Here is a 22,946-nt window from a genome sequence, read left to right as displayed (position 1 = left end):
CTTTAAACGGAGTTAACCAACAGTCAACATTCTTTTGGTAGTGGTTGGTTGTTAGTGGTTGGTAGTTGGTGGTTGGTAGTTGGTGGTTGGTTGTTGGTGGTTGGTTGTTAGTGGTTGGTTGTTAGTGGTTATTCTACAACCATTACCGATTACCAATTACCAATTACCAATTACCGATTCCCCATTCCCCACTCCCCACTGCCCACTGCCCACTCCCCATTCCCCATTCCCCACTCCCCACTGCCCACTCCCCACTCCCCCCATAGTTATGAATAACAATTTTTTGGGAACACTATTCAAAGCTACCTACATCCCCGGTTGTCAACTAACTAGAGGAGTATTAAATTATGTCTTTTGAGCAACTCCAGCCAGCGACTCAACAACAAGCAAGCGTCTACTTACCTTACGTTCAAACCAGCAAGCGCGATTTTTTGCGTTATGCCATCGGTCTTTATCAAAAAGGCGTTTTGGAGGGAAAACGCAAAATAGAGGGCAGCGAACACGTTCCCTTTGTCGCTACTTGGAATATTGCCACCCTACCGTCAGACTTAACTCGTTGCCGATTGCAGTTTGATGGCGACGCGGAATTAAGTTATGAACTGATGATGGCAAGTTTCGAGTTTATTAATTTTTTAATTGAACTGATGGAAAATTATAAGCGCTATCGCATAACTGATTTTTCACAAGCATTTTACCGCAAACTGCTGCGTGTAGAGGAATAAACAAAGCAAAGCGGGGAAATATAATTCAATAATTCTCAGTTTTAGCAACTTCGCCCAAAAAAGGTACGATTTCAAGCTAGAAAGTATCCTTGAAATTTGGGCGATCGCTTCAGTCAACGAGTTTGGTAGCAACCTTGAAAGCGAACTTCGACCTAGAATTAGGATCTAACTAGGTTCTACTTTCTTTTGAAATAAGGAGTGCATGTGTGCCAAAATCTGCTAAGTATTTGCTCATTGGCTCAACTGAAAGTTACAGTGGCAAATCTGCCACAGTTTTAGGTTTGTCGCATCTGCTAAAGCAAAAAGGATTAGATATTGCCTACGGTAAACCGTTAGGTACAAGTTTGAGTGAATTTGAAGGAAGTGTAGTTGAGGAAGATGTGCAATTTATTGCCAACAGCCTCAATTTACCTTCAAACCGGATTGCACCGACAATGCTTGCTTTAGATGAAGTAGCTATACAAAAACGCTTGCGTGGAGAAGACAAAACTGATTATCGTGCCACTTTAGGACAGCAATATTTACCAATTTTTGGCGGCGATTTGGTATTGTTAGAAGGCCCTGGCAATTTGTCAGAAGGCAATTTATTTGACTTGTCTTTGCTGCAAGTGGCTGATGTTGTTGATGCAGCTGTGTTGTTGGTATGTCGTTATAAATCGCTGCTTTCAGTTGAGGCACTTTTAGGAGCAAAACAGCGGGTAGGCGATCGCTTAATTGGTGTTGTCCTCAACGATATCCCCGGAACTCAAATAGAAGAAGTTGATGCTCAGTTGCGTCCGTTTTTGGAACAACAAGGTATTCCCGTACTGGGAATGTTGCCGAAAAATGACTTGCTACGCAGTGTTAGCGTTGGCGAATTGGTAAAGCAGTTAAATGCCCAAGTTCTTTGTGGTAGCGATCGCCTAGATTTAATGGTTGAGAGTTTAGCAATTGGCGCGATGAATGTCAACTCCGCAGTGAAGTATTTCCGCAAACGGCGAAATATGGCGGTAGTTACAGGAGGCGATCGTGTGGAAATTCAACAAGCTGCTTTGGAAACGTCCACTCAATGTCTCATCCTTACCGGACAACTCCCACCACCTTCGTTCATCCTCAATCGCGCTGAAGAACTAGAAATCCCCATTTTGTCAGTAGATTTGGATACCCTCACCACTGTAGAAATTGTTGATCGTACTTTCGGTCAAGTGCGCGTCCACGAACCGATTAAAGTTCACTGTATTAGCCAATTGATGGCTGAACATTTTGATATTAACCGCTTGTTGTCTCAACTCGGCTTAAATCCCGCAGTGGCTATCCAGTGAAACTAGTGTAATTCGTCAGCTAGGCTGATGGAAGACAAGGTAAAATCCTCCTGAATGGCGTTATCTATGAAGTATTGAGGATGGTCTGGGAACCCAAACCATCCAGCTATTAAATTCAGCAAGCAAAAAATTGTATTAATGTTTCACCACAAGCCGATTCGTATTTACACTCTGTTTGGTAGAATATCTGGGTTGTTTAATCTGATTCTGTCCATCTTTGAGTCAGTCCATAGACCTTATTAACCTCGATACATTAGCCCAAGAACTGGCAACTATCCAGCAAACAGGTTCTAAACGAATCGCCTTGCTTGGTTCTCGCCACGTTCCGATTACGCATCAAAATCTGATTGAGATGATGACTTATGCCCTGGTTCTATCAGGGAATCGCATCATCACATCTGGTGCTACAGGTACCAATTCAGCTGCCATCCGGGGAGCAATGCGGGCTGATGCCAATTTATTAACGGTGATTCTACCCCAAAGCTTGGAACGCCAACCCAATGAATCGCGACAGCAATTAGAACAGGTAATGCATCTGGTTGAAAATCCCAGTAACGATCATCTGTCTCTTGCTGAAGCTAGTTACCTGTGTAACAAGGAAATTGTTTCTCGTTGTCAACAATTAATTTGTTTTGCTTTTCACGACAGCCGCACTTTGTTGCAAACTTGTGGGGAAGCAGAAGAACAAAGAAAAGTGGTGACATTGTTCTACTTTGATTAGTCATTAGTTATTTGTACGAGTGTCGTTGGTATGTGTATTTTTGACCGCTGACCCCTTCGGGGTTCGCCAGGTGCTTCAAGTCGGCACAGCCGACGGCAGGTGCTACAACGGGGGGAACCCCCGCAACGCACTGCCTCCACGGACACGCTGCTCAAGTCGGCAAAGCCGCCCACACAGGTGTCCTCCCCAACGCACTGGCTCACCAATGACTCTTGACTAATGACTAATGACTAATGACTCTTGACCAATAACCAATGACTATTTTTTTGTACTCTATCGCAGCCGCTGCGGTGCTAATTTATCTGCCGTTTTTGGTAGTGGGTTATGCTCGTATGCGTGTGGGATACGATCAATCTGCTCCCCGCGCTATGTTTGACAAACTACCACCCTACGGACAAAGAGCTACCTGGGCACATCAAAATTCTTTTGAAGGATTTATGATTTTTGCTGCCGCAGCTTTGATGGCATACGTAACGAATGTGAATTCTCCTATCGCAGTAGTCGCAGCGATCGCTTTTGTTGCGGCTCGGTTGCTATACTCAATCTTTTATATTTTGAATATACCCCTTTTGCGATCGCTCATGTTTGCTGTTGGCTCCCTCAGTTGGGGTACTCTTTTCGCCCTCAGCATCATTCAAGTTAGCTAATTGGGCATAGGGCATGGGGCATGGGGCATGGGGCATTGGGCATAGGGCTTTTCCTCTTTCCCCTTTCCCATGAGTCCCTTTTCCCCTCTTCAAATCCCCAGTCCCTAGTCCCTAGTCCCTAGTCCCTAGTACCTAATCCAAAATGTTCTATGGCTTCTACCTATTCCTTTGATATTGTCAGCGATTTTGACAGACAAGAATTGGTCAACGCCGTCGATCAAGTTGTCCGAGATGTTAAAAGCCGTTACGATCTTAAAGACTCTCAAACTACTGTCGAATTGAACGAAGACAACATTACCATCGGCACCGACAGCGAGTTTACCTTAGAGTCTGTACACACCATCCTGCGCGAAAAAGCCGCCAAGCGCAGTCTCTCTCAAAAAATCTTTGATTTTGGCAAAGTTGAATCAGCCAGCGGAAACCGCGTCCGTCAAGAAATCAAACTCCAAAAAGGCATTAGCCAAGAAATTGCCAAGCAAATTTCTAAATTGATTCGTGACGAATTCAAAAAAGTACAAGCGTCAATTCAAGGTGACGCTGTACGAGTTAGCGCTAAAAATAAAGATGACTTGCAAACTGTAATTCAGCGGTTGAAGCAAGAAGACTACCCGGTGGCTCTACAATTTACGAACTATCGGTAATGGGTAATGGGTAATGGGGAATGGGTAATGGGTAATGGGTAATGGGGGGAATCAATAATTAACCACTATCCACGCTCCCACTAACCACGCTCCCACTAACCACTATCCATGCTCCCACCCCCGATGCTTTTTTGAAATGCTGGACGTTGAGCTATCTGCTTGATGTAGTTCAACACAGCTGGGTAAGCGCTCAAATCTAATTTGAGCATCATAGGAATGTAACCCAGAACAGAACCCACTGCTACATCAGCAACGGTGAATTCATTACCTAGTATGAAAGGTTGCTGCTCTAGAATTTGATTCAGGGGAGTCATCAAGCGGGGCATTTCTCGCTCTCGATTAGCTCGACAAAAACTCCTGTAGACAAGCTGGAATTAGCAAATAACACCCACTGGGCAATTTTGGCGCGTTCCTCTACTGAAGATGGCATTTTGCCATACTTTTCGGCGAGATACAGTAAAATTGCTCCTGATTCCCAAAGCTGAAAATCTCCGTCTACAATTGCCGGGACTTTGCCCATCGGATTGATTGCGAGAAATTCAAAGCTGACGGTGTTCTCCAGCTTGCATATCAAGCTTGACAAATTCGTAGGGAACACTGAGCTATTCTAGATACCACTTGAAATTGATGCGCGACTGCGATCGCCACCGTCAAGCTTCAACATAATTAAAACAAATTAAAGAACTTTGTGCGTGTGGGAATGTTGTTTAACGTTATCTTCCTTGTTAACAACTCGTTTGGCATTTAGTACGCGCTTGCGCTCGGTGGAATGCTTGAACTCTGTATAAGTTGTACCTTGAGGAATCAGGGATTTTGCGGTTTCGCGACGCTTGTAAGTGCGAGCAGCTGCAAACGCTCTGGGCACAAATTCCTCGCCAAATTGAGCGTTGGCAGGAAAGCCATCTGGTAAATATTGCGTATCTTGGTCTAACACAGATGCCAAAGTTGTCCCACAAGCCAACTTATAGGAAGTGGGAATACCTTTAAAAATCGCTTCTAAAGCCGCAGAGGGAATAGGTTCTATAACTTCGACTTGATGAACTTCTCCATCTTCTTTGATGAAGCACGTAGCCAAACCGATAACGATGTAATCATCACCGGCTAAATCGGGAGCGTTGGCGTAGGAAATTGCAGTTGTCATAAGAAAATCTTCGCTCTTAACTTAAAAGTCAGATTCAGAAATTGGGTACTGTCAAGAAAATTCTTACTTTTCACAAAAAAAATTTATTCATTGATGTGAACGATCGCAAATTTTCTGGGAATAATAAACCGTCGAGGTTTTTAGGTTCGCCTAAAGCCGTTGAAAAAGAAGGGTTCTTAAGTTCGATTTGGAGTTTTCACATTCCCCAGTACCCGCCAGTCCCACCGGAATGGCTTGTTGGCATTCTACCAAGTTGTCGCTCTTACTTGTTGACTAGTCTATTGGATTGAGGATTGCTGTTTCTGGAATTGGACTTGGGGATGAAGTATCTATTATCAGGTTGAAGCATCAATTATTGGTATAGGGCGAACACTCCCACTTGTACTTGATACTTGTACCCAAGTACTCATAGACACCTTAACAAGTGACACAGGGACGAAACCACTCTTCACAAGAAAATTATAAGTTGATCTTACAGAGCAAGAGGCTCAGGCAGGAAAATATGAATACAAACCCATTTTTAGCATCTGAGAGTGAGCAAACTTACCTAAATAAAGCTGTTTTAAAAAACACAAGTTATGCTCAACAGCATCAGGCTAACAGTAGCGGGGAATCTGCTAATAAAGACAGTTACTTACGCTCTTGTGCTTTAAGATTAGCCGAACAAGGAGATTACACCGAAGCGATCGCCCTGTTAAGTCAACTAATCAACCGTCATCCCCACAATGCCGTAGACTACAATAACCGGGGGCTGATTTATTTTCAAAGTGGTGAAAGACAAAAAGCGTTCTGGGATTACAACAAAGCATTACAACTCAACCCCAAGTTAGCCAGCGCTTATAACAATCGCGCAAATTACTACGCAGCTTGTGGAGAATTAACATCAGCCATCGCCGACTACGACCGGGCGATTGATTTGCACCCCAGCCATGTCCGGGCACAAATTAACCGAGGTATCACCTTACGTGATTTGGGACAATACGAAGAAGCAATTGAGGCTTTTGAGATAGCACTACTTTTCGGTCAACTTGAAGACCACATTTTAGCAGAACGCGGCAGAACTTATCATCTGTGGGGCGATTGGAATTATGCGATCGCTGATTATCGCCGCACTTTAAATCAACTACCGCTCTTAAGCACTCGTAAGGATGAACGTAGCTCGCGTTTACGTTTAAAAGTCGAAAATTGGTTGGGTGAGTTGCTGTGTTCTTAAATTCGTAGTAGGCGTTTTAACGCCTATTTTAAGCACACACGAGTGCTTACTACAAATTACTTCGCTGCAAACGGGGTGTATTTGCCTCCCCTACCCTCAACAATCGTTTGGGTATTGGAAATAAGCATTTTTTGGTAAGTTTCGCCCTCACTGCCCTTTTCCCCCAAACCATCGGCAAACAGTTCTTGTGGTAAAACCTTAACATTCGCGTTTTTGGCTACCGCTGTAATTAGCTTGGGATTAATCGTTGTTTCCGCAAAAATCGTTGGTACACCGACTTTTTTGATATCTTTTACCAATCCACTTAAGGAGTGCTGCTAGCGTCAAATTGGGGAGTTATCGTTCTTGACAGCAGCAACGAATATTTTTAGGGCGATCGCTTGTTGAGCAAGCTTCCTTGATTCTTTTTTGATGAGCCATTTGTCGGAGTTGACAAAAAAACTGAAGCGATAATTTTTGAAGTTTTTAACGAACTGAAATCGCAAGAACTTAGTAGGGTGCGTTATAACGAAGTTTAACGCACCATTAATGGTCTTCTGATAATTTGCTTTCTTAAAACTTATATAAATCACAAGTGCGATCGCGAATTACGATGCAAAATCACCCACGTTACCACTGGTGTACCAATTAAAGCAGTAACCGAATTCAAAGGTAAAACTGTTTGACTTCCGGGAAATTGCGTTAGTAAATCTGCAATTAATGCTAAAATTGCACCCATAATTGTGACTGCTGGAACCAACACCCGATGGTCTAAAGTATTTAATAGACTGCGACACAGGTGAGGAACAGCTACACCCAAAAATGCCACAGGACCGCAAAAAGCGGTAATCGCTCCTGCTAAGATAGAGGCACTGGTAATAATCCAGAATCGTGCTTGTTGGACAGTTAAACCGAGAGTGAGAGCATGGGTATCGCCTAAAATTAGAACATTCAAGGGTTTAGATAGCAATAATGCTATTAATAAACCGAAAATGATTATGGGTATAAGGATTGTTAATTGTCTCCAAGTGACACCGGAAAAACTACCAAAAGTCCAGATTAAGTAGCTTTGAATTTGAGTGCGATCGCTAAAATTTAGTAAGATGTTCACAATGGCGGAAGTTGCGTAACCAAATAATAATCCTAAAATTAATAACGTCATTGTATCTGATACCCGCTGCGAGACAATTAACACCATTCCCAACACGACAGCAGCACCAAAAGAAGCAGCTATTACTAAACTTAAATCACCGAGTATCCCGGAATTTTTGAATAATAAACCTCCACCAGTTGCGCTAACGGTGAGGAGAACTAAAGCGACTCCCAAGGAAGCACCAGAACTAATTCCTAATATGAATGGTCCTGCTAATGGATTTCTAAATAATGTTTGCATTTGTAAACCGCTGACACCTAAAGCAGCACCAGAACAGGTTGCAGTTAATGCTTTAGGTAAACGAAATTTGAGGATAATATTTGTCCAGGTGGGTTGGGAAGATTCTCCACCAAGTAAGATGGTGATGACTTCTTTGATAGGAATTTGCACGGAACCAAAGGCAATATCGAGTAGAAAAGCAAGAATTAATATGCTAGTTAAACTGAGGAATATTACAGGCATAAAATAGGACTTACGCAAAAAACATTTGTAACCCTCTTTCCTTCTCCTTACGGAGACGCTGCGCGAACGTCTTCTTCGTACCTTCTCCTGTCGGAGACGCTGTGCGAACGCGGTTCGTTTTTTCATTCTTATGCCCAAGTCCTAAAGAAAGTTACTTCAGCTTTTGGTAATAAATTAGTTGATGATTTGGTAATAGTTCTGGATGCATAATTTTGACTAAATCGGATAAAACTACATCGGGGTTACTAGTTCCACTTTCCCAATAGTCATTACCCCCATTATAATTCACGCGAAGGTTATTATTATAAACATTACCCTTTTTAACCGCGTTGAATTCTCCATAGCGATTATCTTCGCTTATTGCATCTTTTAAACTTTGCCATGACTGACTAACATTTAACCAATAATCTGCCTTGATAGCGCGTGCAAATACATCTTCAAACGATAAAGGTATACTACCAGAAGAATTATCTACACAAAGATAATCAGCACCTGCATCAGTGAAATATTTGGCAGCATAACTTTTACATCCTGGTGCATACCAAGTCCCTTTAAAGTTAAATCCAGTAAAGACGGTGGGACGTTTTTTGAGAGATTTTACTTTTGCAGCTACAGCTTTGTATTTTTGCGATGTCTCCTGAAAAATTTTCTCTGCAATCTCATCTTTATTAAACAATAAAGCCGTAAACTTTAACCATTCCGCATGTCCCAACGGAGAAGTTTCCATATATTCTGCATTTATGGCTACTTTTAAACCCGCTTCTAACAATTTGGGATGACTATCTATTTGAGGGTTCCCTGTACCATATGTTATTACTACATCAGGGTTAAGTTCTAAAACTCGCTCAATATTCAAGTTACCATTACTCTCGACTTCAACGATTTTTCCTGCTTTGATATTTTCAACTACTGCTTGTGTATTCACTTTTTTAGTATCGCTGACAGCAAGTAGTTTATCGGCTATTCCTAATTTAGCAAAGTGAGGTAAATGAGTTGTGGAAAGCGAGATAGCCGAATTTACGGGGACAGTAATTATTTGACTTTTATCAAACCCTGTTGGTACAGGTGTCCCACATTGCACTAAAACATATTGAAAACTCGTTTTAGCATCGCGCCAAGGATTTTTTACGGTGATAACTTTATAGTTTTTCTGATATTCTACAGTAAAACCCGTGGCGTAATTCACTGTCAACTTATTCGGGAAGTAATCAGTATTTGGATTATAGTTTTGCAGGCAAGTTTTTGCATCTGCTAATTTCTCAGGAGGATTGATTATATTGTTACAGGAGACGATGAAAGTAGCTACACAGAAAATTAAAGAAAAAAAGATGCTCCATTGACCTAGGCGAATTTTTAAAGTCATTATATGAAAGAATGTACTAAGTAAAAATTTCTCCCGCTTTCAACACTAAAAGTTGAGGAAACTTTGCGTGAGATAATTCCTAAACCGAGTCTGATGGATATATATGTTGAGTAACTTTATTACCTTGAACTAAATGTTCATTAACAATTCTTTCTGCTACCTCTGGTTTAACGCAAGTGTACCAAGTTCTATCAACTGAATGATAAACTACAGGACCAAGTTTACAAACTTCTAAACAACCAGAAGTTCTCACATCAATATCTAACTTTGCTTTGGTTACTGCTGATTTTAACGCTTCAAATATAGGTTGCCAATTTCGGGAAGGATAGCAGCGTCCGGAAGTACAAACTGCAATATAAGGACATTTGAGGGGATTTTTAGCAAATGGTATCGATTTTTTACCTAATACATAAATGTCTCGAAGTTCGTTATAAAGTTCTAATTTAGTAAAATTAGCTTTCCCTTCAGGTAAGAGATTTTCATCTTCAACGTAAGGATTGGGTAAGAAAATTGTCATCGCTTGTTCCCCCGCACCATTCCAAAGTTGAATTCCCCATGTTTTTGGTGTTCCTTCAGGATTAAGACGACGATAAAATGCACCTTTATTAATTAAACGTTGTTGTCGTAGTTCTATAGGTGTTTCCGAATTAGGACCACCGAAATTTTCTTCAATACATAAATGAAAGTGCCAATCATTAGCGATGATTGTCAGATATCCATCGTAAAGAACGCATTTTTTTGGTGCTTCGTGAAATTCTAATTCTAATACGCTACCTTGTTCGATATGTCCTAACCCTACTTGATGCCAATTTTCTTGGAATAAGGTGTAAAGTAAACAAGCGAGAGTATCACTATTGCAATCAAAGTGTTCGTATTCAATTTTCCAGCCAGTCAAAGTAGTTTCAGTGATGATGCGATTTAATGGTGTTACCCAAGTTTTGAATTCATTCATGATTTTTTCAAGGAGGAAATTTAAACGCAGAGGGACGCTAAGGTAAGCGCAAAGGAACGCGGAGTTTTTGTAACTAGTTTTACATATTTTTTGACCAAAGATTACAACAAGTGCAAAAAACTTAAAATTTCCAGTTCAATCCGACTTGAAAAACTCTCCCCGCATCAGGATACCCGGCAAATAACTGATATCTTTGGTCAAAGATATTATCTACGCTACCATTAATTATTAATTGCTCGCTCAAAGGTATTCGCAATTTTATATCAAATGTTGTGTACCCCGGTAGTGATTCAGTATTGGTATTATTCGTCGGATATGCACCTAATGAGTGCATGAGGAACCCTGCATATAAACCTTTATAATTCTCATAGGAAATACCCGCGTTGATACTATCTGCACCGGCAAATCTTAATTCTTTATCTTCCTCCGCAGAATTTGTACTTTCGAGAATCCGGGGGTCATTTGCCGTATAATTCACAAATGCGTAGATATTATTGACTAATTGGAGATTTAATGAAGCTTCAATTCCTTGTGTGCGAACTAAGCCAATATTTTCGTAAGTCGCTACGGTAACTGCGGAGTTATAAGCAATTAAGTCAGAGATGGTGTTGTTGAAATAAGTCAAACGCAACAATCCAAATTCACCTAATTTTTGGTCAATTCCAATATCGTAACTATCACCTTTTTCCGGTTTAAGATTGGGATTGCCTACGTAAGTACCACCGTTTGCGTATAAGTTGAAAAGGTTGGGTGCTTGAAAATTTCTAATATAGTTAGCGCGGATGGTAGTAGAATCAGAAAGTGCAAGTTTTGTACCGACAGATGGTGAGGTAAATGAACCGTTAGTTAAGCTGTTAAAATCTTGTCGCAAACCAAAGTTAAGACTAAAACTTGGCGTTAAATCTATTTCATAACGAGCAAATATTGCACCTTGTTCAATACTATCGTCGTAAGTAATGCTGTTGAGATTTGTGGAATAATTGAAGGTGCTATTTTTTGCGGCAACGCTGCGATAATCAAAACCATAAGTTAAAGTTTGATTTCTGGCAAATTTCCAGTTATGGTTGACTTGAACTCCATAGGAATCTTGCTGATTATCAAACCTCCTTTGGGATGAAGCTGGTAATGTCAGATTCTCAAATTTACTGTTGAGAAAATCAGCGTAAAATTTGGCGGTAAGTAACGAATCTTCACCTTGTCCAAGTTTAGAATTCCAAGTTAAATCTGTGAGTACTTGGTCGGTGTATTTGCGATTATTATCAGTCAAGCTGTTAAAATATCCCTGACCAAATCTAGGCAGGGGAATGGGGACACCTCCGGGAACTCCCTGTTCTTTACCCAAATAAAGCGCGGAAAATGTCAGGGTATTGCGTTTACCTAAATCTGCTTGGAGTTTGACGTTGAAGTTGTTAGCAAGAACATCATTATTCTTTCTTGTTCCCTCAAAATTTGCTTCGGGAATGGAATAAGGATAATTATATTCAGCTTGAGTGCGGTTGTACCCGATAGAATATCCCAGATTTCCAGCTTTTCCGGTAGTTTGGATACTCTGCTGATTCAATCCATAAGCACCAGCAGTTACCTTGACTTCAGTAGTGGGTTTGTCTGTCGGACGACGGGTGATGATATTGATTACCCCACCGATCGCACCGGAACCATACAAGGTAGAACCACCACCCGGTAATACTTCTATGCGTTCGATGATATTGCTGGGAATTTCTGACAAGTCAAACCCACCGGAACCCAGGTTGTTAATCGGTTTACCATCTAACAGAATCAAGACTTGACTGCTGTTAGAACCGCGAATGAATTGACCGCTTAATGCTTGAACTTCCGTACCAGTAGTTCCATCAGGAAGAACTCCGGGAAGAAATCGTATCGCTTCTCGGACATTTCTCGCTCCTTGCGCTTCGATTTCTTCACCTGTAATTACGTACACAGGACGGGTTGAGTCTTTCACTGTCCCTTCAGTACGGAAGGGAGAGAAGACTGGTTGATTCAGTAGTTTGTCGATGACGTTTAATTCAATGTCTGCTTCTTTTTCCGGTGTCGGTATTTCATTTGATGGGGTATTCTGTGCAGAAACCTTTCCCGCATTGAATATTGTAGATATAGCTATCAATTTTATAATTAATAAAAATTCCCAATAAACACTTGCACGAAAAGTATACATAAGACTTGTCGCTGTGAGTTAATTCGTTTATTCCGCAAACAAAATTTAAATCTGCTTTCTCGAAAACAGACTTATGACGATAAAGACTGTTAGTGTCTTAATGCTTTCAAAGCAAAATTACCAAGACACTAAATAACTAATGAGAAGAATTCTTAACAAATCAAAACAGTATTTGATTGAAAGTAATATATGAATTGGAATTTATATCTGTAGCTTGCAAATCAAAAATTCTGACGTATCATCCGTACCTCGCAGATGGGTGTTTAATGTTACTATCGGCGGGCATTCTGACTCGGAGACTAGATTCCACGTCTCATCACAGTTGCGGGACAGTGCCGGATTTACACCGAACTTTCCCCCTTGCGTCTGATGGCTGTTCTCCATCAGAACCGATCGCATCAAAGTAGCTTACCACTTTTACCATTTTATTAACATTTACATTACATTTTTTAATATTTGGCGATCGCTAAAATTCTCCAGCCTGACTTAATAAGAAAGATTCTTACTAAAATTAAGGATGTTATTTGAGCATTAAAGCTACTTCTTTGTCAAAATCAAATGGGATTTGATAATGATTGTTATCAATATCTAATGATAATCGTTTTCGTTAGATATTTTTTGGTTGTTGTTCTGAGTAGAAGCTGGCGATCGCTCGAATAAGATACAAAAGTCAAACGCTTAACCGTGCATGAGTGAAACCGTTTATGTGGAAGGATGAAGTGCTCGAAGAAATTTATAAAATTCGAGAAGAACACGCTAAGGCTTTCAACTACGATTTGAAAGCAATTTGTGATGACTTGCGACACAAGCAAGCCGCAAGTGGCAGACAAATCATTTCAACACCTCTTAAACAGCCGTTGAAGCCGCACAACAAATCGCTGCACCCGACCGCTTGAGAGTTATTTGTTGGGTGCTTGCTAAGGTTACTTGCTGCCGCCGATCTTGGTGGTTTAACCGCTAAGTTATCAGTGCAGTAAGGGGATATATTTTTTGGTGCTAGCTAGAACCTGGAAAAAACCTTTAACTACGGTAAGACAAAAAATTGAATAATCTAAAATATGTTTTTGTAAGTTGAGTTTGTAACAGCCTGAGCGATGGCACGCACGCACAATATGTACAAATTTGCTGCTGCTGACGAAAATGAGATGATTGTATTCGGTGCAGCAAAGCCTAGAGAATCTCGGCAGCAAGTTTATGATTGGATAAACTTTATGAAGCAACAAGGGATTCAACGAGTTTGTTGTTTGCTTTCTAATTCTCAGTTGGCTCGTTATGAAAATCTGCTAGAGATATATCAGTCTGAATTTGGTATGGAGCGAGTATGTTGGGCACCAATTGAGGATTTCCAGCTTGCTGAGTTGGAAACTTTGACTGAGAAAATCTTACCATTTTTAGCGATCGCCAATCAACAGAATGAGAAAGTAGTTGTCCATTGTTCTGGTGGAGTTGGACGCACGGGACATGTGCTTGCTGCTTGGTTAGTCTACAGTCGAGGTTTATCTAATTTTGATGCGATCGCTGCTGTGAAGCAAACTGGAAGAAATCCTGATGAAGCTGTGATTGTGGCTTTGCTAATAGGTCGAAATCCACAGAAAGTTAAAAGCAAACTCAACGCACTTTTAGATAATTGTCGTCGCACTATTTAGGTGTTTGTCGGATTTACAGCGTTTACCTTTATCTAATTTGAAACTGCTTTAATTTTGTTGACTGCAAAACCCTTGCTTTGCCCGTAGCGGACAGTTTTGAATTCGACTTGATTTGCGTTTGGGTTATAAAGGGTGTAGGTTGCTTCTCCAGGAGTGCGTCCTACGTTACCTACGCCAATAATTTGACTTGGGGTCATTTTTATGGTGTTATTATAAGCTTGACTATCGAGGGTGGTGACTGCTGTGGTGATGGAACCTGCTTGTAGTTGGTATTGAAAAGATAAACCAGAACGACCACAGAATAAGTTATTGGCTTGCATCCGGGACAGGCGATCGCACATAATAATTGGCGAAGTTTCTGGTGTTAATTTTTCGCTCACAGATACGCTTGTTCCGTGAATTAACAAACAATCGAATTCAAAGAAGCCAAAATCTAAGTTTCTAATCCATTGCACTGTCTGACGAGAAACAGATTCCCACAATAATTTTACCGTTTCTCCTCCATATTTCTCTAACAACTCAGTCGGTTCTCCGTTAGCAGCAAGACCGTGTAAAATTAAACATTATCAAAGGCTTCATAGTTGCCATGAATACATGATATTACCGCTATTTTCACGCTTTAATCTCCTCTGTAAGTAATTGTTTCGCCTGTTCTTGGTAATATAAAATGGCAGATTCAGACAAACAGCAATCTTGTAATGTTTGCCTGAAGTTGACTTCATCTAAGTTTTCTGCAAAAATTTCTAAACCACTAAAACGTTGTGGTCTACCTTCTAAATGCCGGGGTGAATTTAATTCCACAAAATCACTTTTGGCAACACCAACAGTAAAATCAGCGTAGAGATACCGTCCATCATCAACATTAAAAATGCCTTTAGCGCGGGTGACTTTTCCATAAGCACCCTGTGTTATTTCATACCAAAACTCTTCTAAACTGTTTTCCTCGACGACTTCACCAGTGCAGGAAAAACGCTATATACCTGGTGTCATAGTTTGAATATCAACTCCTGGTATAATTTCGTCTGCCCAGGAGTGCCATTCAGAATCTTTTAGGTGTGGTGGTAGGATGGCTATCGCTCGATACGGTAGATCATTTAAAATTTGCTTGACTGCGCTTAATTCCAAATAAAATCCCAATTCTATATAGACAGCATCTGAAGAAGCTAGCTGGTTGATAAACTCAGCTTGTTGAGTGTCATTAAAGACTTTAACTCTAGGAAATTGAGCAGCGATGCGTGTCTGGTCAATGGGAACAGTGCCAGTACCAGGACTAAAATATAATACGTTTTCATCCTCTCTTAAAGCCAGCTGTTGGGAAATCCAAGTAGTTTTGCCACAGCCAACCGAACCGGCAACAACGGTGATTATTGGCAGCATATAATAATGATAATCATTTTTATGATAAAATCAAGCACTTATCAGGTGTGAAAGTGCGAGACTTGATTTAACAATTGCTGGTACAATCTTTTCACTCGCCATTCTCGCCCCAGATAAATTCCGCGCAGTTGGTCCGACTTGTAAAGCTGCTAACCCACCCATCAGAAATAATTCACAAGCTGGTACGCGCAAATGTTCATCTAAAACTGGCAAATTATTAACTATCTTGATTGGGTAAGCTGCGAAAACTTCTTTTAATAAAGCTTCAGATGTGGCATCAAATTTAGTGCCGGTGGAAAGCCAAATTCTACTGCATTCATCTTGACTACCATCACTGCATTCGACTCGCCAATTTTCACCAAGGAATGAAGCTTTGACAATTTGACAGTTTTCCTCAATCTTCAGATTACCACTATGCGCTTGTCGCCGCAATTGCATTCCCATTTCTAGTGTCATGGAACCACCGTTACGCGCTTGCACAATCATGTCAAAGCGCTTTTGATAATCTTGTTCAGCAAAAAATCCCTTGAGATACTTCGGTCCCAACCAACCCGGTTCGGCATCGAATAATTTTTCTTGCATCTGTCGGCGCATTATCAGGTGAACTTTTGCACCACGGGAAATGGCACCTACAGCCAAATGTCCGCTGGTTAACCCACCACCGACGATTAATACTTTTTCACCCGTTAAGTTTAAATTACGTAAATCCACTGAACTTGAGTGGCAAAGTCTATCTTCAGGATACGCTGACTCAATCTGGTTTACCCAATCGGGTATCTGAATTTTAGCGCTATTCGTTGCCGATACCACCCGCCGCGCAATAATTGATTGTCCATCTTGCAACCACAAACGCAAGCGAGGATGAATTGGGTGAGGCAAAGGTTCAATGCGAGTTACCAAACCGGGAATTACTTGCTGTTGCAATGCAAAGCGCTGAATTACATCCTGACAAAAATCTGCAAATAGCTGAGTTCCCGGTAAATCATAAGGTACGTGTAATTCAGTTGAGCGATTCTCAGCAAATTTACGCAAGCCGAAATGATTTGGGTCGGGATGATGAACGGCAGGCGATCGCAAATGGGGAATTTCCAAAGCTGCAAATTGTTGATTCCAGCGACTCATCCACTTACCACTAGGGTCAAACACGAGAAACTTACCTTGCATACTTTGTCGCTTTTGCAGCAAGTGAGTTACTAATGTTAATGCATGAGGACCAGCACCGATAATTGCTAAGTCAATTTTAATAGGTAAGGATGGCGGAGTATTTTCCATTTTTCAATAATGATAATCATTACAAAGTTATACTAAACATTCGTTTAGTAAAGAGTGAACTTCGCTATTATTCAGATGCTTGCCTATCAAAACCAATTGATTTTTCGGCTGAGTTTTCCATTCATCTGCATCTAATTGATAACGCGATCCACTAAGTTGAAAAATATGTCTTAAGTTACTGTCGCTGAACCAAAGTAGACCTTTAGCACGAAAGACATTTTCTGGCAAATGTTCGGTGAGAAATGTTTGAAATTTGTGGATATCAAAAGAGCGATCGCTTTCAAAAGATACAGAAACAAATCCATCATTTTCTAAATGATTAGAGTGATGCTCATGATGATGATGATGCTCATGATGGTGATGTTCGTGAGTATCTTCTGACACTTTAGAAGTATACTTATCTATTGGAGTCAACTCCACATCTAAAATTAAAGGTAGCGCTACTTCACCGTATCTAGTATGTAGGATTCTCGCTCCTGCTTTAACGTCCTGAATATAAGCTTCTAATTCCTTTAATTTTTCTGGAGTTGTGAGGTCAGTTTTATTTAGCAGAATTACATCTGCATAAGTTATTTGTTTTAATGCTGCATTACTTTCGTAATGTTCCGGGGTAAACGCCTCGGAATCTACCACAGTTATCACAGAATCCAGTTTAGTTAAATCCCGAAGTTCTGTACCGAGAAAGGTAAAGATAATCGGTAGTGGATCGGCAATACCAGTAGTTTCAATTACCAAATAATCGATGTTATCTTCTCGCTCTAGAACTCGATAAACAGCATCAACTAAACCATTGTTAATTGTGCAACAAATACAACCATTGCTCAGTTCTACCATATCTTCATCCATTGATACGAGCAATTGACTGTCTATATTAATGTCCCCAAATTCGTTGACAAGGACGGCAACTTTTAAGTCATGCTTATTCTTAAGAATTTGGTTAAGCAGCGTGGTTTTACCACTTCCTAAAAATCCAGTAATAATTGTGACTGGCATTCCCCATTTAGGAATGTCGAGTACTTCAGTATCAGTTTGGCTTTTAATCGTTGTGTTAGTCATATTCCCTGCTTGATTTTTTAGTTAAATTCAGAAAAATTATTCTGTTCATCAATTGCTTGTTGCAAAAGCGATCGCCTCTACTTTTTGATAACGATTATCATTATATATAAAAAAACGCTAGATGCAACCTAAATTGTAAAATGATGTAAATATGCGATGCTTATGGCAATAGCGATCGCTTTATGCTAGGGATTGCTAAAGCGTTGCGATCGCATTGACAATCGAGTATTCCTGAATTGAAGGATGAATCGTCATGCAAAGAATAAATATCTTGAGAAATGCATGTCGCAATTTATACTAGCTAAATAAATAAATTTTACGAAATAATCTTTAATAATAACAAAGCAATAATATTGAGCTAACAGCTAATAGATGATAACTATATAGTTTTAAAACCAACAGCTATTAACTATTAGCTGTTGGTGATTAGCGATCAGGTAATTGTTCGACTTCTGAGCCATCTTTATTTATAATCACGACCTGACGCTGGTTAGGGTCAAATCGATTAGATTGTTGTTGCATAATAGTTTTATTTTCGCGCGGATCGAAGTTACGGCTAAATTCTGCTTGCAAACCGTTGACACGTCCTTCCATCAACTTGACTTCAGTGCCAATTTCTCTTAATTTGTCTTGCTGTAACCAGTGATAAGGCAAAAGTTGTACCAAGGCAGATGTAGCAGCGACTGAAATGACAACATTAACCCCTATCTTTACCGTCGTTTCCAGTGCCATCACTTGATACGAGCGTTGCCGAAGATGCCGGCGCGGTCTTGGAGCAACCCGACGTTTTTGTATAGGTTCTAGTGGGGGTCTGGAAGGTTGAAATGCATTCATAGTATTAAAAATAACCTCGCGCTCTGCTGTCATACTGACCGTACAAATCTAACCAAGACTAATTACGGTTTTATTTAGCTGTCATATTACTTCATTTTTTCGAGATTGCTACACGTGTATTAATAGTTAAAAAAGAAACCTGGCAAACGTAAGTAGTCAGTTGCCGACAATCCACGGTATCAAGCCGCAAGATGGAAACTGCTTTCGTACTGCCAGGATTATTAGCTTTTTGATACTTTGCCAGGGATGGCAGATGGGGATATTAGCAATTAGGGATTGATGAAAAACTTATGTTATTTTTTCCTAATCCCTAATTTACAGTCCGAATATCAGGCAGCTTAAGATTTGTAAAGTTCTGTTGTTAAACGCAAAGCCAGAATCCCTGGAATTAGCGCCACAACGAGAGCTATGAAGACTTGAGTATCTGATATATGCATAAAAGCGAATCCTCCAAATCGAATCGGAATTTTGATCGGTTCGTTTACTACTTTTCCGTTCTACAACACTTGGACAAAGCTAGACAAAGTTAAACAGTGTTAGACATTGACCGGATTGCTTCCTGCTTCAATCTGGCAGTGTCGGCACTCACCAGTCCACAGGCTTAAATTCGGATAGAACTTATCCTATTTCAAATTGTATTTTACCTTGAAGAACAAGAAACTTTGCTACTTTACTCCGTTATTTTCAGTCCTATTGAGGTCTGGGGGTTTCTCGACCACCGAGCTTGCGGTTGGACTACTCTTAAAACTTTTGTACAAGTACTAAGCGCCTTAATTTTTTTCGCGATTGTTTCGCGTTCTCACAATCATAACAAATTTTCTGTTGGACAAAACATCCATTATTGTCTAGCCCAACAATTTAGTTACAGTTTCTAGCCCTGTTTTGCCAAAATTGGGGAATAACTTGTTACAAAAAGCAATTATTGGGTATGGGGCATTGGGCATGGGGCATTGGTTATTTGTCAAGCTTTTTTAGAAAAAATTATTAATCTATGTTTTATCTGGGTATAGATTTTGGGACTTCTGGTGCTAGGGGTGTGGTGATTGACTTTGAAGGCAATATGCTTTGGGAGGTGCGGTATCCTTGGTCTATGTCAAATGAAGGTAAGACAACTTGCTGGCAAACGGCTTTGTTTACCTTGTTAGAACAAATCCCCTCAGAATTGCGCCTTAAAATAAAGGCGATCGCTATCAATGGAACTTCCTCTACCGTCATGCTGTGCGATGCCGCTGGAAAGCCCGTAGACGCACCGCTGTTGTACAATGATGGGCGGGGTGCAGTCATGCTGGAACGCTTGCAAAATGTCGCACCCGCCAATCATACCGTATTAAGCGCTACTTCCAGCTTGGTAAAGCTTCTGTGGATGTCGTTACAACCATCTTTCGCAGAAGCTAGATATTTCATGCATCAGGCAGATTGGCTGGCGTTTTTATTGCATGGGGAGTTGGGTATTACCGATTACCACAACGCTTTGAAGTTGGGTTATGACGTGGAAAATTTCCGATACCCAGAATGGTTAGAAGAACTGCAAATACCAATTCATCTACCAAAAGTAGTAACTCCCGGAAGTGCGATCGCTCAATTACTTCCAGAAATTGCCGCTAAATTCGGTTTTCCTAAAAATTGTTTAGTGCGTGCTGGTACAACTGATAGTATTGCCGCTTTTATTGCCAGTGGTGCAAAATTACCCGGAGATGCGGTGACTTCTCTGGGTTCGACGTTGGTGTTAAAGTTGTTGAGTCGTACCCGCGTGGAAGATGCGCGATATGGAATTTACAGCCACCGTTTAGGCGATTTGTGGTTAACTGGGGGTGCTTCCAATACTGGGGGTGCAGTGTTGCGGCAATTTTTTACGGATGCTGAGTTAGAAAAATACAGTCGTGAGATTGATTTAGAAGAAGAAAGCGGGTTGGATTATTATCCGTTGTTGAAAATTGGCGATCGCTTTCCGATTAATGACCCGAATTTACCACCGCGATTGGAACCGCGTCCAGCAACCCGTGTAGAATTTTTACACGGGTTGCTGGAAAGTATGGCACGAATAGAAAATCGAGGGTATGAATTACTACAGCGGCTTGGAGCAGATAAGTTAAAGCGTGTCTATACTGCTGGCGGTGGTGCAGCAAATGACACTTGGACGGCAATTAGGAAACGGTATTTACAGGTTAGAGTGGTGCGTTCTGATAATACCGAAGCAGCGTATGGTACAGCGCTTTTGGCGATGCGGGGAGTGGAGATTAAGAGTTAAGAGGCGCAAAGTTAAGAGTTTCACTCGTTCCTAGGCTGGAGCGTAGGAACGCATCTCTCAGAGGCTCTGCCTCTAGCATACAGGAGGCATCAGGTTCCACCTGGAACGAGAGACGAAAGAACGAGAGTATCTTTCTACTTGCCTTATTCAGCTTGATGAATTCGCTGATAAACCAAATCGCGTAAGATATTAGCGTGTTGATTCGTAATTGACGAGTGCAAACTTCGCAGAGTCATCCGCACCAAGAGATTTTTCTGATGGAATTGGATACCCAAGCGTTGAATCGCCTTTTCGGGAAGTTGTTGATAGTGAGTTTCGCTTAATATTTCACTCTAGAGCTTTAACCAATTCCCGAAATAGTAGCTTTGCAGCCTTGGCGGATATGCGCGATCGCACACTCTGCACACACTCAAGCGCTTACGCACTAAAATTATCCAAAATGGCGTCGCAAGGGGGAACTACCTCTAGCCAGTCAAAAAGAGAAACTAGTGGGGGAACTGTTAAGCAGCTGATCAAACAGACTCGTGAGGAGTTAGAAGAGACGGAAGTCAAACTTGGTAAGCTGCATAAACGTTTGACCAATTTAGAACAATTATCAGAACAATTAGAGGAAGAAACTAAACGGTCTGAATAAAGCCGTCCCCGCGCGGTAGGGACGGCTTTTTGATGGGTGCGATCGCCATCGAGGAGTGCGCGAAGCGTCCAATGACCAATACCCTTTTAACCAACCAAAATTATGGAACCAAGCCAGGAGATAGCATTTATTGAGGCTTCCAAAGTCAGCAAACTAGCCCAAGCAACTGAAGAAGCGGCACTTGAGCTAACTAGATTCATCGACTTTGTCTGCGATCGCATCCCGGACGTCGATAGAGCCGCTACTACCGGGCGTATTGCTGTCAAAATGTATCCCAAAGTCCCCGCGCTGCACGCCATTAACCGTCACCATATGCGGGTTAATTTTGTAAAAGTTACCTTCTACACCGTGAACACCAGGCATATATATAGGTGTGGTGGACACTATGTAGCAGTCAACGCCAATAACGTTATTGGACGGAATCGGTTCTCTGCCTGGAGATGAGAGACAGTCAAACCGCTGATTATTGGGAAGCCCACTAGTGGCAATGTAGGTGTTGGCGATACTGGTCAACTCGGAGTCGAGTAACAGAAGGTGCCCTTCAATTAAGTTTGAACTCGTCGCTAGATGCTGGTGAAAAAGTAAAAGTTTCATAACGCGGCGATCGCGTGAAGGGAGCGATCGCGCTTCAATTTCCACATAACGCTCCAAAGCCTTAAAATCCTTGTGTCCAGTAATTTTTTTGATGGTGTACAAATCAGTTCCGTTGCGGTGCAGCTTGGTGATGAAACTTCTCCTGGTGCTGTGAGTCGAGATGCCTTTAGCTGCAAGACCGGCTTAAAAGACGGCCGTGCGGAGAATTATGTCAGCCCACCTTAGGGTTATAGGTTTATCGCCGGTGCGATCGCTAAACATCCAAGGCGATGTAAAATCATGTTCCTAGGCGCGTAACGACTCAGAAAGTACTTGGTGCACCGACACTTGGCGCGTCGTTCGCTTTCCGTCGGGCGTAGCTTTCCGGGTGCGGGCGCGAAAGTTGATATAATCTTTTGGACTTTTATCCGGGTTATAGCAATCGTCCGTTCGCAGCTGCACTAACGCACCCCAGCGCTCGCCGGTTCCTGTGCTAAATCCAAAAGTAGTTTGTACTTGCTGCTTTTTATTCGCCTGCGAATTTTAGAATAGTCATCATTGGACAGTAAACACGCCTGTCCATGTCTATCATTTTTCAAAGTTTTTTGCCTTTTACTACTTCCGGTTTAACCATTGGCACTGGTTCAACCGGAATATTTATATATTTAGCTAGTAGTTAAATATGGCTCTAATGTAATCCCAGCAATAATTACAGCACCTCACTAATTGTTCCGAATTTACATAAAACCGGAACATTTACACTTACTTGAATAACAAATAAAACTGATTTATTCACTTCGTTAAATCCGAGTATTGACAAATGGCAGAACCAACACTA

Annotated in this window: 22 protein-coding genes, 4 pseudogenes and 1 riboswitch; of the genes and pseudogenes, 12 read left to right on the top strand and 14 right to left on the bottom strand. The window is 41.2% G+C overall.

Going from position 1 to position 22,946, the window contains the following annotated elements; genetic code table 11:
• Positions 1-79: 79 nt before the first annotated feature.
• The 6 genes from AABK37_RS17825 (at position 80) to AABK37_RS17800 (ending at position 4,032) form a co-directional block, all read left to right on the top strand.
• Positions 80-358, top strand: a complete 279-nt coding sequence (locus AABK37_RS17825) for a hypothetical protein (protein WP_432552883.1) — start codon at positions 80-82, stop codon at positions 356-358.
• Positions 348-722 (top strand): type IV pilus biogenesis protein EbsA, encoded by a 375-nt coding sequence (ebsA, locus tag AABK37_RS17820; RefSeq protein WP_432552882.1) that lies wholly within the window; start codon positions 348-350, stop codon positions 720-722. The genes AABK37_RS17825 and ebsA overlap by 11 nt, the downstream gene beginning before the upstream one ends.
• A 206-nt stretch (positions 723-928) precedes the next feature.
• Positions 929-2,023, top strand: a complete 1,095-nt coding sequence (locus AABK37_RS17815; protein WP_432552881.1) for a phosphotransacetylase family protein — start codon at positions 929-931, stop codon at positions 2,021-2,023.
• A 217-nt stretch (positions 2,024-2,240) separates the two neighbouring features.
• Entirely contained in the window at positions 2,241-2,744 is a 504-nt protein-coding gene (locus tag AABK37_RS17810) for a DNA recombination-mediator protein A (protein ID WP_432552880.1), read from the top strand.
• 254 nt (positions 2,745-2,998) lie between these two features.
• The gene (locus AABK37_RS17805) at positions 2,999-3,391 is read left to right on the top strand and encodes an MAPEG family protein (protein WP_432552879.1); all 393 of its coding nucleotides are present in this window, start codon (positions 2,999-3,001) and stop codon (positions 3,389-3,391) included.
• Positions 3,392-3,540: 149 nt separating this feature from the next.
• Complete coding sequence (locus tag AABK37_RS17800; protein WP_432552878.1) at positions 3,541-4,032, top strand: YajQ family cyclic di-GMP-binding protein; 492 nt, start codon at positions 3,541-3,543, stop codon at positions 4,030-4,032.
• Between the two features lie 95 nt (positions 4,033-4,127).
• Here the strand turns inward: AABK37_RS17800 and AABK37_RS17795 are convergent.
• Positions 4,128-4,696 (bottom strand): annotated as a pseudogene (locus AABK37_RS17795) (glutathione S-transferase family protein).
• Positions 4,697-4,708: 12 nt separating this feature from the next.
• A complete protein-coding gene (locus AABK37_RS17790; protein WP_432552877.1) occupies positions 4,709-5,173 on the bottom strand; it encodes a hypothetical protein in 465 nt (154 codons plus the stop codon).
• 502 nt (positions 5,174-5,675) lie between these two features.
• Here AABK37_RS17790 and AABK37_RS17785 point away from each other — a divergent pair.
• On the top strand, positions 5,676-6,386 hold the full coding sequence (locus AABK37_RS17785) for a tetratricopeptide repeat protein (protein ID WP_432552876.1): 711 nt from the start codon (positions 5,676-5,678) through the stop codon (positions 6,384-6,386).
• A 56-nt stretch (positions 6,387-6,442) separates the two neighbouring features.
• Here the strand turns inward: AABK37_RS17785 and AABK37_RS17780 are convergent, their stop codons facing one another.
• Positions 6,443-6,685 carry a metal ABC transporter substrate-binding protein gene (locus tag AABK37_RS17780; protein ID WP_432552875.1) on the bottom strand — a complete coding sequence of 81 codons (243 nt, stop codon included), beginning with the start codon at positions 6,683-6,685 and terminating at the stop codon, positions 6,443-6,445.
• Positions 6,686-6,735: 50 nt separating this feature from the next.
• Here AABK37_RS17780 and AABK37_RS17775 point away from each other — a divergent pair.
• Positions 6,736-6,862 (top strand): annotated as a pseudogene (locus tag AABK37_RS17775) (manganese ABC transporter ATP-binding protein); the annotation flags it as partial.
• A 92-nt stretch (positions 6,863-6,954) separates the two neighbouring features.
• Here AABK37_RS17775 and AABK37_RS17770 read toward each other — a convergent pair.
• From AABK37_RS17770 to AABK37_RS17755, 4 genes are all read right to left on the bottom strand, one after another.
• Positions 6,955-7,980 carry an iron chelate uptake ABC transporter family permease subunit gene (locus AABK37_RS17770; protein WP_432552874.1) on the bottom strand — a complete coding sequence of 342 codons (1,026 nt, stop codon included), beginning with the start codon at positions 7,978-7,980 and terminating at the stop codon, positions 6,955-6,957.
• Between the two features lie 151 nt (positions 7,981-8,131).
• Positions 8,132-9,343, bottom strand: coding sequence for an ABC transporter substrate-binding protein (locus AABK37_RS17765; protein ID WP_432552873.1), 1,212 nt, complete (start codon positions 9,341-9,343; stop codon positions 8,132-8,134).
• A gap of 79 nt (positions 9,344-9,422) precedes the next feature.
• Complete coding sequence (locus AABK37_RS17760) at positions 9,423-10,295, bottom strand: (2Fe-2S) ferredoxin domain-containing protein (RefSeq protein ID WP_432552872.1); 873 nt, start codon at positions 10,293-10,295, stop codon at positions 9,423-9,425.
• A 121-nt stretch (positions 10,296-10,416) separates the two neighbouring features.
• The gene (locus AABK37_RS17755) at positions 10,417-12,468 is read right to left on the bottom strand and encodes a TonB-dependent receptor plug domain-containing protein (protein WP_432552871.1); all 2,052 of its coding nucleotides are present in this window, start codon (positions 12,466-12,468) and stop codon (positions 10,417-10,419) included.
• A gap of 260 nt (positions 12,469-12,728) precedes the next feature.
• Positions 12,729-12,877: riboswitch (cobalamin riboswitch) on the bottom strand.
• Between the two features lie 295 nt (positions 12,878-13,172).
• On the opposite strand from AABK37_RS17755, the gene AABK37_RS17750 reads away from it, so the two are divergent.
• Together AABK37_RS17750 and AABK37_RS17745 are read left to right on the top strand one after the other, a co-directional pair.
• A complete protein-coding gene (locus AABK37_RS17750; protein ID WP_432552870.1) occupies positions 13,173-13,364 on the top strand; it encodes a hypothetical protein in 192 nt (63 codons plus the stop codon).
• A 216-nt stretch (positions 13,365-13,580) separates the two neighbouring features.
• The gene (locus tag AABK37_RS17745) at positions 13,581-14,114 is read left to right on the top strand and encodes a protein-tyrosine phosphatase family protein (protein WP_432552903.1); all 534 of its coding nucleotides are present in this window, start codon (positions 13,581-13,583) and stop codon (positions 14,112-14,114) included.
• Positions 14,115-14,146: 32 nt separating this feature from the next.
• Here AABK37_RS17745 and AABK37_RS17740 read toward each other — a convergent pair.
• The 6 genes and pseudogenes from AABK37_RS17740 to psaM all read right to left on the bottom strand — a co-directional run.
• Positions 14,147-14,677 (bottom strand): annotated as a pseudogene (locus tag AABK37_RS17740) (metallophosphatase); the annotation flags it as partial.
• A gap of 49 nt (positions 14,678-14,726) precedes the next feature.
• Positions 14,727-15,491, bottom strand: a pseudogene (locus AABK37_RS17735) (GTP-binding protein).
• Positions 15,492-15,521: 30 nt separating this feature from the next.
• Positions 15,522-16,763, bottom strand: a complete 1,242-nt coding sequence (locus tag AABK37_RS17730) for an FAD/NAD(P)-binding protein (protein ID WP_432552869.1) — start codon at positions 16,761-16,763, stop codon at positions 15,522-15,524.
• A 27-nt stretch (positions 16,764-16,790) separates the two neighbouring features.
• On the bottom strand, positions 16,791-17,819 hold the full coding sequence (locus AABK37_RS17725; protein WP_432552868.1) for a CobW family GTP-binding protein: 1,029 nt from the start codon (positions 17,817-17,819) through the stop codon (positions 16,791-16,793).
• A 426-nt stretch (positions 17,820-18,245) separates the two neighbouring features.
• Positions 18,246-18,653, bottom strand: coding sequence for a hypothetical protein (locus AABK37_RS17720; protein WP_432552867.1), 408 nt, complete (start codon positions 18,651-18,653; stop codon positions 18,246-18,248).
• A gap of 338 nt (positions 18,654-18,991) precedes the next feature.
• Entirely contained in the window at positions 18,992-19,090 is a 99-nt protein-coding gene (psaM, locus tag AABK37_RS17715) for a photosystem I reaction center subunit XII (protein ID WP_432552866.1), read from the bottom strand.
• Positions 19,091-19,644: 554 nt separating this feature from the next.
• Between psaM and AABK37_RS17710 the strand changes: the two genes are divergently transcribed.
• On the top strand, positions 19,645-20,901 hold the full coding sequence (locus AABK37_RS17710) for an FGGY-family carbohydrate kinase (protein ID WP_432552865.1): 1,257 nt from the start codon (positions 19,645-19,647) through the stop codon (positions 20,899-20,901).
• A gap of 208 nt (positions 20,902-21,109) precedes the next feature.
• Positions 21,110-21,535, top strand: a complete 426-nt coding sequence (locus AABK37_RS17705) for a hypothetical protein (RefSeq protein ID WP_432552864.1) — start codon at positions 21,110-21,112, stop codon at positions 21,533-21,535.
• 186 nt (positions 21,536-21,721) lie between these two features.
• On the opposite strand, the gene AABK37_RS17700 is transcribed toward AABK37_RS17705, so the two are convergent.
• Positions 21,722-22,252 carry a hypothetical protein gene (locus tag AABK37_RS17700; RefSeq protein WP_432552902.1) on the bottom strand — a complete coding sequence of 177 codons (531 nt, stop codon included), beginning with the start codon at positions 22,250-22,252 and terminating at the stop codon, positions 21,722-21,724.
• Between the last annotated feature and the right edge of the window lie 694 nt (positions 22,253-22,946).

Origin of the sequence: Tolypothrix sp. VBCCA 56010 (assembly GCF_050875635.1) — a bacterium.
In the GTDB taxonomy this organism is placed as follows: Bacteria; Cyanobacteriota; Cyanobacteriia; order Cyanobacteriales; family Nostocaceae; genus Hassallia.
The sequence above is the reverse complement of the archived record's forward strand: the minus strand, read 5'-3'. Positions and strand labels throughout refer to the sequence as shown.

Excerpts from the sequence above, each read along its gene's own strand:
- AABK37_RS17730 (WP_432552869.1), bottom strand. The coding sequence starts at position 16,763 with ATGGAAAATACTCCGCCATCCTTACCTATTAAAATTGACTTAGCAATT.
- AABK37_RS17750 (WP_432552870.1), top strand. The coding sequence starts at position 13,173 with ATGTGGAAGGATGAAGTGCTCGAAGAAATTTATAAAATTCGAGAAGAA.
- AABK37_RS17805 (WP_432552879.1), top strand. The coding sequence starts at position 2,999 with ATGACTATTTTTTTGTACTCTATCGCAGCCGCTGCGGTGCTAATTTAT.
- AABK37_RS17765 (WP_432552873.1), bottom strand. The coding sequence starts at position 9,343 with ATGACTTTAAAAATTCGCCTAGGTCAATGGAGCATCTTTTTTTCTTTA.
- AABK37_RS17720 (WP_432552867.1), bottom strand. The coding sequence starts at position 18,653 with ATGAATGCATTTCAACCTTCCAGACCCCCACTAGAACCTATACAAAAA.
- ebsA (WP_432552882.1), top strand. The coding sequence starts at position 348 with ATGTCTTTTGAGCAACTCCAGCCAGCGACTCAACAACAAGCAAGCGTC.
- AABK37_RS17785 (WP_432552876.1), top strand. The coding sequence starts at position 5,676 with ATGAATACAAACCCATTTTTAGCATCTGAGAGTGAGCAAACTTACCTA.
- AABK37_RS17760 (WP_432552872.1), bottom strand. The coding sequence starts at position 10,295 with ATGAATGAATTCAAAACTTGGGTAACACCATTAAATCGCATCATCACT.
- AABK37_RS17755 (WP_432552871.1), bottom strand. The coding sequence starts at position 12,468 with ATGTATACTTTTCGTGCAAGTGTTTATTGGGAATTTTTATTAATTATA.
- AABK37_RS17725 (WP_432552868.1), bottom strand. The coding sequence starts at position 17,819 with ATGACTAACACAACGATTAAAAGCCAAACTGATACTGAAGTACTCGAC.
- AABK37_RS17770 (WP_432552874.1), bottom strand. The coding sequence starts at position 7,980 with ATGCCTGTAATATTCCTCAGTTTAACTAGCATATTAATTCTTGCTTTT.
- AABK37_RS17800 (WP_432552878.1), top strand. The coding sequence starts at position 3,541 with ATGGCTTCTACCTATTCCTTTGATATTGTCAGCGATTTTGACAGACAA.
- AABK37_RS17790 (WP_432552877.1), bottom strand. The coding sequence starts at position 5,173 with ATGACAACTGCAATTTCCTACGCCAACGCTCCCGATTTAGCCGGTGAT.
- psaM (WP_432552866.1), bottom strand. The coding sequence starts at position 19,090 with ATGCATATATCAGATACTCAAGTCTTCATAGCTCTCGTTGTGGCGCTA.
- AABK37_RS17710 (WP_432552865.1), top strand. The coding sequence starts at position 19,645 with ATGTTTTATCTGGGTATAGATTTTGGGACTTCTGGTGCTAGGGGTGTG.
- AABK37_RS17745 (WP_432552903.1), top strand. The coding sequence starts at position 13,581 with ATGTACAAATTTGCTGCTGCTGACGAAAATGAGATGATTGTATTCGGT.